General features: G+C 49.6%; 12 protein-coding genes. 2 read left to right on the forward strand and 10 right to left on the reverse strand.

Going from position 1 to position 11,750, the window contains the following annotated elements:
• The first annotated feature begins 70 nt into the window (after window positions 1-70).
• Window positions 71-820, forward strand: a complete 750-nt coding sequence (locus DW739_RS13410) for an adaptor protein MecA (RefSeq protein ID WP_107001812.1) — start codon at window positions 71-73, stop codon at window positions 818-820.
• A 139-nt stretch (window positions 821-959) separates the two neighbouring features.
• A complete protein-coding gene (locus DW739_RS13415; protein ID WP_107001811.1) occupies window positions 960-1,130 on the forward strand; it encodes a 4Fe-4S binding protein in 171 nt (56 codons plus the stop codon).
• An 84-nt stretch (window positions 1,131-1,214) separates the two neighbouring features.
• Here the strand turns inward: DW739_RS13415 and DW739_RS13420 are convergent, their stop codons facing one another.
• The 10 genes from DW739_RS13420 to DW739_RS13465 all read right to left on the reverse strand — a co-directional run.
• Entirely contained in the window at window positions 1,215-1,937 is a 723-nt protein-coding gene (locus DW739_RS13420; protein ID WP_118638464.1) for a helix-turn-helix domain-containing protein, read from the reverse strand.
• Window positions 1,938-2,144: 207 nt separating this feature from the next.
• Window positions 2,145-2,636: a GNAT family N-acetyltransferase gene (locus tag DW739_RS13425; RefSeq protein WP_118743206.1), complete on the reverse strand. Its 492-nt coding sequence runs from the start codon at window positions 2,634-2,636 to the stop codon at window positions 2,145-2,147.
• A 38-nt stretch (window positions 2,637-2,674) separates the two neighbouring features.
• Window positions 2,675-4,006 carry a replicative DNA helicase gene (gene dnaB, locus DW739_RS13430; RefSeq protein ID WP_118492760.1) on the reverse strand — a complete coding sequence of 444 codons (1,332 nt, stop codon included), beginning with the start codon at window positions 4,004-4,006 and terminating at the stop codon, window positions 2,675-2,677.
• 16 nt (window positions 4,007-4,022) lie between these two features.
• A complete protein-coding gene (rplI, locus tag DW739_RS13435) occupies window positions 4,023-4,469 on the reverse strand; it encodes a 50S ribosomal protein L9 (protein ID WP_022358874.1) in 447 nt (148 codons plus the stop codon).
• 2 nt (window positions 4,470-4,471) lie between these two features.
• Window positions 4,472-6,520 carry a DHH family phosphoesterase gene (locus DW739_RS13440; RefSeq protein WP_107001808.1) on the reverse strand — a complete coding sequence of 683 codons (2,049 nt, stop codon included), beginning with the start codon at window positions 6,518-6,520 and terminating at the stop codon, window positions 4,472-4,474.
• Window positions 6,521-7,129: 609 nt separating this feature from the next.
• Window positions 7,130-7,744, reverse strand: coding sequence for a cytidylate kinase-like family protein (locus tag DW739_RS13445; protein ID WP_107001807.1), 615 nt, complete (start codon window positions 7,742-7,744; stop codon window positions 7,130-7,132).
• A 319-nt stretch (window positions 7,745-8,063) separates the two neighbouring features.
• Complete coding sequence (locus DW739_RS13450; protein ID WP_107001806.1) at window positions 8,064-8,639, reverse strand: biotin transporter BioY; 576 nt, start codon at window positions 8,637-8,639, stop codon at window positions 8,064-8,066.
• An 18-nt stretch (window positions 8,640-8,657) separates the two neighbouring features.
• Window positions 8,658-9,611, reverse strand: a complete 954-nt coding sequence (bioB, locus tag DW739_RS13455; protein WP_118743207.1) for a biotin synthase BioB — start codon at window positions 9,609-9,611, stop codon at window positions 8,658-8,660.
• Between the two features lie 346 nt (window positions 9,612-9,957).
• Window positions 9,958-11,157 carry a [FeFe] hydrogenase H-cluster maturation GTPase HydF gene (gene hydF / locus DW739_RS13460; protein ID WP_118743208.1) on the reverse strand — a complete coding sequence of 400 codons (1,200 nt, stop codon included), beginning with the start codon at window positions 11,155-11,157 and terminating at the stop codon, window positions 9,958-9,960.
• Between the two features lie 120 nt (window positions 11,158-11,277).
• The coding region (locus DW739_RS13465; protein ID WP_147355662.1) for an IS200/IS605 family accessory protein TnpB-related protein at window positions 11,278-11,750 on the reverse strand (473 nt) is incomplete at its 5' end.

Raw genomic sequence — 11,750 nt, forward strand, 5'->3', positions numbered from 1 at the left:
AAATTGCGGAAGTGCGAAGCACGAAGCATTCGGTATCTTAACCACCCAAAAGACAAGGAAGTGAAAATCCATGAAAATAGAACGCATCAACGAAAACCAGATCCGCTGCACCCTGACAAGCAGCGATCTGAGCGCCCGCAACTTAAATCTGGGCGAACTCGCCTATGGCACGGAAAAGGCGAAAAAACTGTTCCATGAAATGATCCAGAAGGCATCGAATGAAGTCGGCTTCGAGGCGGACGATATTCCTCTGATGGTGGAAGCAATTCCGCTCTCCAGTGAGAGCATCATGCTGATCATTACCAAGATCGAGGACCCGGAAGAGCTGGACACCCGCTTTTCACGCTTTTCCCCGGGAAACGAGGACGAGCCTCTGACAGCGCTTGCCAACGAGCTTTTAGAGGGCGCGGACGGGCTTTTAAGCCTATTTACTGACAATGGCAAAAATACCGCCGCAAGCCCGCTGACCGGTTCGGACGCGCCTTCCACTGAAAATGCAGAGCCAGGTTCCAAACTGCCGGCAGCGCGTATTTTTACTTTCGGCTCCCTCGACGAGGTCTGCCGGGCAGCGCGCATCGCAGCTCCAGTCTGCGAAACACCGAACACGCTTTATAAACACCCGTCCGATGGTCGTTACTACCTTGTTGTCCGCCAGACAGCCGACAGCACCGACGCATTCAACCGCCTGTGCAATCTCCTGTCCGAGTACAGCGAACCATTAAAGACTGCCGCTGCCCCGAATGCATTTGAGGCATACTATGAGGAGCATTATGAGACGATCGTCCGGGAGCACGCGCTCTCAACGCTCTCGACCCTGTAGGAATACTGACTTCCAGAAAAATCGGTTTTTTCCATTGCTTTTATTTTAGAACATGAAAACCATCAATTTCTCCTTGAATATTTCGCATTTTTAGTATAGAATATAGCCAAACGCATAAATATAAAAGGAGGATTTTATCATGGCATTTGTAATTACTGATTCTTGTGTAAGTTGTGGTTCCTGTGCTGGCGAATGTCCAGTTGGAGCAATCTCTCAGGGAGATGGCAAATACGATATCGACGCTAACAGCTGCATCGACTGCGGTACATGTGCAGGCGTATGTCCGACCGGCGCTATTGAGCAGGGCTAATTAAACACAAACAAAAACGAAATATCTACATAAAAAAGCCTGTCGTTTCCGACAGGTTTTTTTTATGCCCTTTTGCAGAACTTATCACATCTTGTTCCCATTCCGTCCAAATTTCTTTTTCTTTACACGGGACCGGAAAAATGGAAACCGCCCTGGCGCAGCCGCCGCTGCTTCCGCTCGCCCCTGGTTTTCCCGCTGATACGCGCGGATGACCTCGTCGAGGCGCTTGAAGCGCTCTTCCTCCCGCTCATCAGAGACCCGCATCAGGTATTCCAGCTCCTTCATCAATTTATCATGCACCAGATAGCTGACGTCCTGGCTCAGTTTTTCGCTGTTTTCCTCGATCGCACGCCCGATGACCTGGTTCATGATCTCCTGAAACTGGCGCATCTTCTCCCCCGCCAGAGGCTGGGAAACCTCTGCCTGCGGCAGTTCTGTTTCCTTGTTTTCTACCTCTGTATTTTTTTTCATTTCCATATTTTCCTGCCTGCTCATGTTACGCTCTCCTGTTCCCGTTTCCCGGAAAACCGCCTGTGCCTGCGCTTCCAAAAGCGCTTCCGGTTCTGTTTTCTGATTTTCTTCCACTTTTCCGATGATTCCCCGTATGGCTTTCAACTGGTACCCCTGTTCCTTCAACTGCTTGATCTGACGGAACAGCTGGATATGAAACTCCGTATAGTACCGATGCCCCAGTTCATTTCTCGGAATCGGAAGCCCCAGCTCGTCCTCCCAGTACCGGAGCACGTGAGCCTCCACCTGCACCTGTCTGGAAGCATCCGAAATCAGGTAATGCTTGTTCTTATTCATTCTGCTTGTCCTCCCCGGTACCTTACTACTACTATATGCGGGGTTCAAACTAAATATGAATAGCATTTACATAAAAAACAAGTTCCGGAACTCCTTCACCATCGATCGGAACGATTACCATATCGTAGCTAAATGCCAGCTCGCTGACGGTAGAAGGCGAATGAATGACATAAATAAAAAGAGGGGATTAAATTTCCCCTCTCCATTCTACAGCTTCTTCTCAAAGCACCAGTAATCATGCCCCTGCAGCACATACTCACCGACCTTCTCAAAGGCCAGCTTCGCGTATGACCGCAGCGCTTTCACATTATCCTTCGCCACCAGCATATGGGCACTCTTGCAGCCGCGTCTTCTAAGTTCCTCCATCGCGCCTGCCAGAAGCTCGCGTGCGATGCCTCGGTTCTGGTACTTCTCCGCCACACCCAGTCTGGAAATTTCTGCCGACGGCTGCAGCTCCTTTGACCAGCACGGAATTGACTCTACCTCCGGATCATCATCGATCGAAACCACCCCCGCGATCTCTCCTGACGCATCATCCCGGATGCAGAACAGCGAATTTCTTGAAACATCCGACTGCAGCTCCGGCTCCCCCGGATAGGCATCCGTCCACGCGCAGAACTCCGTTCCCGCTAGCGCGCGATAAAAATGGCGAACTGTATCTAAATCCGCCACATCTGATTTCTGTATTAATTCAAGCATCTTCCATTCCTTTTCTCCAGTCCCGTCCCCCAGCGACCCTATTTCGCCAAATTCGCAAACTTCGTCAGCTCCGGTCTCCACATCAGCTGCACCGTTCCTATCGGGCCATTACGCTGTTTGGCAATGATTACCTCCGCGATATTCGGCGTATCCGTATCCTTGTTGTAATAATCATCACGGTACAAAAACATAACCACATCGGCATCCTGCTCAATCGCACCAGACTCACGCAGATCCGAAAGCATCGGGCGGTGGTCCGGACGTGTCTCGCAGGCACGGGAAAGCTGCGACAGGGAGATAACCGGCGCATTCAGCTCTCGCGCCAGCGCCTTTAGTGAACGGGAAATCTCCGAGATCTCCTGCTGGCGGTTCTCTCCGCTCTTTCCGCTGCCGCTCATCAGCTGTAAATAGTCGATAATGACAAGGCTTAAACCGTACTCCAGCTTCACCTTGCGGCATTTCGAGCGCAGCTCCGAGATCGAGATACCTGGCGTATCATCGATGATCAGCTTGGAACTTCCGATCGTACCGATGCCTTCCACGACGGCATCCCAGTCGGAATCCGTCAGCGTACCGGTACGCAGCTTCTGGGAATCGACATTCGACTCCATCGACAGCATACGGTTGACCAGCTGTTCCTTCGACATTTCCAGGCTGAATACCATGCACGGAAGCCCTTTTTTGACCGCCACATGCTCGACGACATTCAGAACAAACGCCGTCTTACCCATCGAAGGACGCGCCGCAATCAAAATAAAATCGGACGGCTGGAATCCCGACGTCCGGTAATCCAGATCGATAAATCCGGTCGGAATACCCGTGACGGTGCTGTTGCTCTTAGACGCCGCCTCAATCTTTTCCAGAACATTCAACGCCACCTGGCGGATCGGCACAAACTCTCCGCCTCCGCGGCTCTGAAGCAGGTCAAACACCGATTTCTCCGTGTGCGCCAGAATATCCTCCAGCTTGTCCCTTCCGCCGTAACAGAGGTTTTCAATCTCCTCATTCACTTTTATCAAACGGCGCAGGACTGCCTTTTCCCGCACGATATTGGCATACGATTTGACATTGACCGAGGTCGGCACAGATGTCATGATATCCCGGACAAAATCCAGGCTGCTGACCTCCGGCGGAACATCTTTTTCGCGCAGCCGATTTTGAAGCGTCACCAGATCGACCGGCTTTCCTTCATTGAAAAGCTCGACCATCGACTCAAACATGACGCCGTACTGGTGCTGGTAAAAATCGGCGCCTGTGATAATCTCAGACGCCGCGATAATTGCTTCCCGATCCATAAGCATGGATCCGATGACTGACTGTTCCGCCTCTACACTGTGCGGGAGAACCCGCTTTATCAGGGCTTCCTCCATAATTCAGTCCTCCATATTAAGCTTCTACAACCTTTACTGCCAGTTTTCCGGTTACTTCTTTGTGAAGCTTGATCGGAACTTCGTGTGTGCCAAAGGTCTTAATCGGCTCCGGCAGAACCAGTTTCTTCTTGTCAATATCCAGATTTAACTGATCTTTGATCGCCTTTGCAATCTCCTTGGAAGAAACAGAGCCGAATGCCTTTCCGCCCTCGCCTGCCTTGATGGACAGGGTGATGGACTTATCCTCCAGATGTTTTGCCAGATCCTTCGCTGCTGCCAGGTGCTCTGCCGCGATCTTCGCCTCATTTGCCTTCTGCAGCTTCAGATCATTTAAGTTCTTCGGTGTTGCCTCGATTCCCAGTTTCTTTGTCAGAATAAAGTTGCGTCCATAGCCGTCGCTTACCTTTACAATCTGACCTTTTTTGCCAAGTGCCTTTACATCCTCTAATAATACAACTTCCATCGTTATATTTCTCCTTTCTCCATCATATCCGTAATGAGATCTTTTAATTTCTCTCTGGCTTCATCGATCGTCGCACCCTTAAGCTGTGCACCCGCAATCGTGCGGTGTCCGCCGCCGCCCAAGCGCTCCATGATAATCTGCACGTTGATCTCATCGATCGAACGCGCGCTGAAATAGATCGTGTCGCCCATCTGCGTCAGGATAAATGACGCCTTGATGCCTACAATATCCAGCAGCTCATTTGCCGCCTGTGCACCAACCACGGTAGGACTTTCAAGTCCTTCGGACGGACACACGGAAATCGCAAATGCGCCGTGATAAATCTCTGCTTTCTGGATCGCCTCAGCTCTCGCCCGGTAGTCCTCCAGCCGGTCGCGGAACAGCTTTCTCACACGCACGACATCCGCGCCGTTTCTACGCAGGAACGCCGCCGCCTCAAAGGTGCGGACACCTGCCTGGTTCATGAAATTGTTTGTGTCAATCACGATACCGGCGTACATCGCATCCGCCTCCGCCGGCTTGATCTTGATGCCGTCGTCGCCGATATACTGCAATACCTCGGCTACCATCTCACACGCCGAAGACGCATACGGCTCGACATAAGATAACACCGCATTGTCGATGATCTCGCTACTCTGGCGGTGATGGTCGAGCACCACGATCGTTTTGATCTGCTTGAGCAATTCCGGTGCCTCCGTGATACTCGGGCGGTTGACATCAACCACAACTAACATCGTGTTGGAATCCGCCCACTCTGCCGCTTCCTCGCCGGTTAAGAACAGATCCTCCGGGTAATCAGAGCTGTTTTCAAACCGCGCCATCATCGGTTTCACGGAAGAATTGACCCCATTGATGACGATCCGCGCCTTTTTATTAAAAGAGGTCGCAATCCGCCAGATACCAATCGCCGCGCCAAAGGAATCCGTATCGCCGATCTTGTGTCCCATGATCAACATCTTATCCTTCGTATCCATCAGCTCGCGCATCGCATGCGCTTTGACACGCGCCTTGACACGGGTCGTTTTTTCCAGCTGCTGCGATTTGCCGCCGTAATAGCGGATCTTCGTGCCATCCTTGACAACCGCCTGATCGCCGCCGCGTCCCAGCGCCATATCAATCGCCGTTCTCGCATACTCATAGTTGCGGATGTAGCTGTCGCCATTCATACCCATACCGATACTCAGCGTGACAGCCATATCATTTCCGATATTAACCGTCTTGACATCCTCCAGAATCGAAAAGCGGCTCTCCTGAATCTCTTTCGTGTACTGCTGCTTGATCACAAACAGATACTTGTCATTTTCCAGCTTCTTGACGATACCTTCCATCGCCATGAAATACTTCGTAATTTTCCGGTCAATCAGGGCAACCAGCAGGGAACGGCGTACCTCCTCGACACTCTCCAGCGCCTCGTCGTAGTTGTCGAGATAGATAAGTCCCGCCACCAGACGCTGATTGTTGATCTGCTGCTTGCAGCGCAGAATCTCCGTCTCATCGCAGAGATACAGCACTAAAAGCATCTCGCCGCTGTCCTCGTCCACCGCGCCAAGCTTCATGCCTTCCGTCTCGCTCAGCGCCACCTGCTGGATATCGATCCGGTAAAATCTGCCGTCAAATGAAGAATGAACGCTCGTTTTTTCGTCCATCTCATCCAAAAATTCCCGCGTCAGTTCCGGAAAGACCGCCGCGATATTCTTACGGCAGTTTTTATCTTCCCCGACGATCTCCGAAAAGGAGTGGTTCAACCAGAGGAAATGTCCCTCTGTGTCCGCGATGGCATACGGCACCGCCATCTCATAGAGGAGCTGTTTCTGCACCCACGCATACTCCGCCGAAAACTCCACCAGTCCGCCCATCAGACGTTTTCTCCGGTACATGAACAGCCAGAGTGCCACCAGCACATATATAACCGTAAATCCGGACATCACAAGACCGGCAGCCGGGCTCACGATCCCAACTGCCAGGTTCGCCGCCAACAGGAATACCGACAGTATGATCGGCCACTGCAGATACGTCCGCAGCTGACCTCGTATTTTCATATTTTCTTTCATCTCATTCTCCCGTGCATACAATGTTGCTGTCCATGTGCCGGTTTTCAAAATACCTGCCATGAGCAGTAACGATAAAGCAACCAAAATGACTTGATGCCCCTTATTATAGCATAGTGAGGGGGATTCGTCCAGACAATCCCCCATTGACAAGCCAGAGCCGCCGTGCTAGTTACTGTGCACGCATATGTGCCCAGTAACGGAATTTGCCGTGGCTTCGCATTTAAATACGGCAAATTCCTGCTGCCACCACGTTTTCTTACGGCACTTTCGGTTCCAAAAGTGCCTACCCGCGAACAATAACGTGCTAGTTACTATTCACGCATACGTGTACAGTAACCTGCGCTCGTATATCTTTTACGAAATGCTTTATATGCTTTAGTCTCGGCTATAAAGTTGGTCGAGCTAGTAATAAGACACAAAAATAACCGCCCCGGTCCTGCAAACTTGAGCGGTTATTTTTAACTTATCATTTAAGGGTCCAACCGTCTATCGGTGAGATCCTTTATATATAGATAACATAACTACAAAAAATTTCAATCATCTTCTTTGCATCTGTTATCTTAGATATCCTCATATCGACTGCATGAAACTATAAATGCCACTCTTCTTTTACTTCACCGCCTGGCAAATCAACTCCACGCACTTCTCAATTCCCAAATCTCCGCTGTTCAGCATCAGATCATAGTTTTCTCTGTCTCCCCAGCGCTGATTCGTATAGTTTTCATAGTAGATCCGGCGGCGTTTGTCGGTCTGGTGCATAAATTCATCAATATGCTCTTCCAGATCCCCGTACTCATCAATCGCGCGGCGAAGCCGGATATCACGATCCGCATAAACAAAGACACGCAGTACATCCGGACGGCTTTTCAGAATATAATCAGCACATCTGCCGATGAATACGCAGCTTCCGCGCTTTGCCGCCTCCTCGATCGCCTTCTTCTGCGCCACATAGATCTGCTCTGTCAATGGCAGTTCACTGAGCTTCGGCTCCTTCGGATAGGAAAGTCCATACAAAGTTCCCATCGCGAAATTGTAAAGCAGGCTATTTGTCAAGCGCTGCTCACGATCCGCAATAATTTCCGCTGGAAAACCGATCTCCTTCGCAGCAGCATCGATCAATTCCTTATCATAAAATTCCATTCCCAGTTTTTTAGCGGCTGTCAGACCAATCTGACGACCTCCGCTTCCATATTCACGACTGATAGTGATAATCTTTTTCTCCATACAACTGCCTCCTCCCTGTTCCTCCGGGGACTCCCTCTTTTTCTGTCTTTAGTATAACATATGCCTCAAAATTGTTCAAGTTTAGTCGCATATCCTTCTTATTTTTCTGCATCTTATTCCATATATGTAATTATTTCTGTTTTCTTTTGCTTTTATTTTTCTCTTTTCTTCTTACTTTCTATAAAATTTCAACTAACTTCTTCGTTTCATTCACAAAAAAGATGGGTGAAAGCGTTTTATGTATTCCACTTTCACCCATCTGGCCTTCATTTTAAATTATCATTTTATCTAAACTGTCGTTTTTACAGCCAAACGCTTTTTAGTCTCCTAACCGGTAAATTTCCCGGCGCAGCTTCGGTCCGATCAAAGCTGTGAAAATGATTTTGACTGCATCGCCCGGCAGATACGGGATAACGCCCACACCCAGTCCGGCTACAAAGGTCATGTTAAGCTGACCTGCCAGCCATACCGTTCCGAAAATATAGCAAATTGCCAGTCCCAATACCATGCCTACGATATGCAGGGCTACTTTGCCCGGAAAATGATCTACGAAAAATCCAACAATCAGCGCCATCAGGATAAATCCGACGAGATAGCCGCCGGTCGGTCCTGCCAGTTTACCGACTCCTGCCGTAAATCCGGAAAATACCGGAATGCCCACCATGCCAAGCAGCATATAAATCAGGTAACTGATCGTGCAAGCTTTCATTCCCAGCACATATGCCGCCAGATAAATAGCAAGATTTGTAAAGGAAATCGGAACCGGGCTGAATGGAAGCGGAATCGAGAGCGGTCCCAGAATACAGGTTACCGCCGTCATCACGCCAATCAGCGCCATCCGTTTAGTTGTAAAGTAAGGTCTGTGCTCCGCTTCTGCAGAAAGTATTTTACTCATGATATGAATGCTCCTTTTTTATAATGTGAAACCCATCGCCGCCAGCATCTCCTGGTCCTCGCTGATGCGGTTTCCGGAGGTTGTCAGCATATCTCCGGTGATGGCTGCATTCGCGCCGGAGCGGAATGCCCGTTCGCCGGAATGTTCCATTGAATTTCGTCCTGCTGCCAAACGGACCATCGCAGTCGGATTGATATAGCGGAAAATAGCAATCGTCCGCAGGATCTCATCCTCCGAAAGCGCTGCCTGATGTTCCAGCGGCGTGCCCGGAATCGGACGCAGGATATTGAGCGGAATTGACTTGATTCCAAGCTCGCTCAGCGTGATTGCCATGTCGATCCGGTCTTCCCAGGTTTCTCCCATGCCGATGATACCGCCGGAACAAACGGAAAGTCCTGCCGCCTGCGCACGCCGGATGACCTCCAGCTTGTCCTCAAATGTATGTGTGGTACAGATATTCGGGAAATTTCTCCGGGAAGTCTCAATATTAGCATGATACCGTCCCACGCCCGCCTCTTTCAAACGGTTGAAATCTTCCTGTGACAGAAGTCCGTGGGAGGCGCAGAGCTCTACCTTACATTCCTTCTTCATAGCACGGTATGCCTGAAGCGCCTTCTCCATCTCCGCTCCCGTCAGCGCACGTCCCGCCGTCACGATGGAGTAACGATGTACCTTCTTCGCCTCATGACGCTTGCAGTCCTCCAGAATCTCCTCTGGCTCCAGAAATGGATATTCTTCCACCTTCGTATGATGACAGGCTGACTGCGCGCAAAACTTGCAGTCCTCGCCGCAGCGTCCGCTTCGTCCATTAATGATAGAACACAGATCCACATGGTTTCCGCAGAGCTCCTTCCGGATTTTATCAGCTCCCGCACAAAGCTCATCCAGATCCTCACTCAATAAAAAGCTTAAATCCTCGCCCCGTTTCAGACGGCGTCCTTTTATAATATCTTCTGCCAGTTGTAAACTCATATCTTCTACTCCTTATCAAAATCAAAACACTTTTTTTGGTTATCCTTCGGTCCAACTTAAAAAATATCCTATTTTTCTCATTTAGCTAACTTTCGCTATTATAAACCGTTGATTTTTAAATGTCAACATGTTAGATTGATATAGTTTACATTCTGACATCTGCGAAATCAAAAAACTGCTTCACGCGAGTGCGCATCCTCGCGGAGCGTTTTTTCATAGGTCGCAATTTCCTATGAAAAAAGCTGCTGTCCGACAGGCATTTCCATCGTCCAGCAGCTTTATCCGCCTTTATTTCTAAGTTTCTAATTATTTACGCTCTTTCCGTTCATTTCTCCGCCCAAATTTCCTACCTGACCGGCTCCAGTGCCCCCATGCTCCGTTTCAAAATTCCCTTCATATAGGCAATCAAAATCCCATAATTGGTCATCGGGATCTCCTGATCGGCAGCGCTGCGAAGACGGCTCTTCATCTCCCGCGCATTCAGCATACAGCCGCCGCAATGAACGATCAGCTTATAGCCGGACACATCCTCCGGAAATTCCGTCCCCGATGTAAAATGAAACTCCGGCGCTTTTCCCGTGTACTGGCGGATCCAGTCCGGCAGCTTCTCCGTGCCGATGTCACCGCACTGGCGATGATGCGTACAGCCCTCGGAAATAAGGATCGGATCTCCGTCCTGTATCATTTCCAGCGCTTTTGCGCCCTCTGCCGCCTGTTTCAGATCCCCCTTATACCGCGCAAACAAAATGGAAAAGGAAGTCAGACGCACCTGTGGCGGTGTCAGCCGGTCTACCAGCGGAAATACCTGGCTGTCCGTGATTACTAATGCCGGATCTTCTTTCAATTTTGCAAACGTCTCCGAAAGTTCACTTTCCCGGCAGACAAACGGCATCGCACCGATGTCCAGCAGATCCCGGATGACCTGCTGCTGCGGCAGAATCAGCCGCCCCTTCGGCGCCGCCTTGTCAATCGGAACAACCAGAATTACCGTATCAAGCGGCTTTACTAAATCAGCAGCCAGCCGTTTTTCATCCGTCTCCTGCGACGTAAGGCGTGCCATTTGCTCTTTTAACTGCTGGATTCCTTCTCTCGTCCGGGCACTCACATAGGCGGTATGTTTCACAACCGGTTCCTGTTCCGATTTTCCCGTCAGCAAATCCATCTTATTGTAAACCACCAGATACGGGATTTCCTTCTTCTCAAACATCCGGATCATCTCTTCTTCCCAGCTGCTGATTCCTTCCACCGCATCCACCACCAGGACTGCCAGATCCGCCTTATTTAAGACTTGACGAGTCTTGCCAACTCTCTTTAATCCCAGCTCGCCCTCATCATCGATTCCCGGCGTGTCGATGATAACCACCGGACCGAGCGGCAGAAGCTCCATCGATTTATAGACCGGGTCGGTCGTCGTTCCCCGGATGTCCGACACGATCGCCAGTTCCTGCCCGGTCACCGCATTGACCAGACTTGATTTCCCCGCATTTCTCCGTCCGAAAAATGCAATATGTACCCGCTCGCCGGACGGTGTCTCATTCATTCCCATTTTGATCCTCCTGATTTAGGTGAACTACTCGGTAACTAAGTTACCAGAGCATCTGAAATCTGGCGGGATACCGCCTTTTTTCAGGGTGCGTCCATGACACCACTACTGCTTACCTTTCGGCTATACAGCTACTTTTATTATTTCTGGATTCTTTAGTCCGGTTACGGACAGTTCTTTCTGTTTTCCGGATACGGAAAGATTTTTACGCAGGATATTAAATGCTCCTACTGCATCCGTATTATATCTTACTCCATCCGTTATATACATGCCCCGCTCTTTTCGGTTTGATGCTTCTGCATATCTTTTTGATATTTCTGGTGAAAACGGGCTGCACTGGCTGGTATAGCTTTCTTCCTGTTTTGTCAGTGATATTCCATACAGTTTTAGTTTATATTCCAACATGATATAAAGTTTATTATACGGCAGTCCGTGAAACTTCTGGTTTGTCTTGTGCCCTATATCTTTTCCTTTACGGATATTTCGGATATCTCCTATGATTACACAGCTTATCCTTTCTTTTTTACAGTATTCTGCAAGCCATCTGGTCACCTTATGAAGGTAATCCTTTACTGCGTTCTGTTTTTTCCGATAAA

The sequence above is a fragment of the Clostridium sp. AM28-20LB genome, from assembly GCF_003480665.1.
In the GTDB taxonomy this organism is placed as follows: Bacteria; Bacillota; Clostridia; order Lachnospirales; family Lachnospiraceae; genus Otoolea; species Otoolea fessa.

Bases quoted from the DNA above. Each gene is read 5' to 3' on its own strand.
- DW739_RS13410 (WP_107001812.1), top strand. From the start codon at position 71: ATGAAAATAGAACGCATCAACGAAAACCAGATCCGCTGCACCCTGACA.
- DW739_RS13415 (WP_107001811.1), top strand. From the start codon at position 960: ATGGCATTTGTAATTACTGATTCTTGTGTAAGTTGTGGTTCCTGTGCT.
- DW739_RS13420 (WP_118638464.1), bottom strand. From the start codon at position 1,937: ATGAATAAGAACAAGCATTACCTGATTTCGGATGCTTCCAGACAGGTG.
- DW739_RS13425 (WP_118743206.1), bottom strand. From the start codon at position 2,636: ATGCTTGAATTAATACAGAAATCAGATGTGGCGGATTTAGATACAGTT.
- dnaB (WP_118492760.1), bottom strand. From the start codon at position 4,006: ATGGAGGAAGCCCTGATAAAGCGGGTTCTCCCGCACAGTGTAGAGGCG.
- rplI (WP_022358874.1), bottom strand. From the start codon at position 4,469: ATGGAAGTTGTATTATTAGAGGATGTAAAGGCACTTGGCAAAAAAGGT.
- DW739_RS13440 (WP_107001808.1), bottom strand. From the start codon at position 6,520: ATGAAAGAAAATATGAAAATACGAGGTCAGCTGCGGACGTATCTGCAG.
- DW739_RS13445 (WP_107001807.1), bottom strand. From the start codon at position 7,744: ATGGAGAAAAAGATTATCACTATCAGTCGTGAATATGGAAGCGGAGGT.
- DW739_RS13450 (WP_107001806.1), bottom strand. From the start codon at position 8,639: ATGAGTAAAATACTTTCTGCAGAAGCGGAGCACAGACCTTACTTTACA.
- bioB (WP_118743207.1), bottom strand. From the start codon at position 9,611: ATGAGTTTACAACTGGCAGAAGATATTATAAAAGGACGCCGTCTGAAA.
- hydF (WP_118743208.1), bottom strand. From the start codon at position 11,157: ATGGGAATGAATGAGACACCGTCCGGCGAGCGGGTACATATTGCATTT.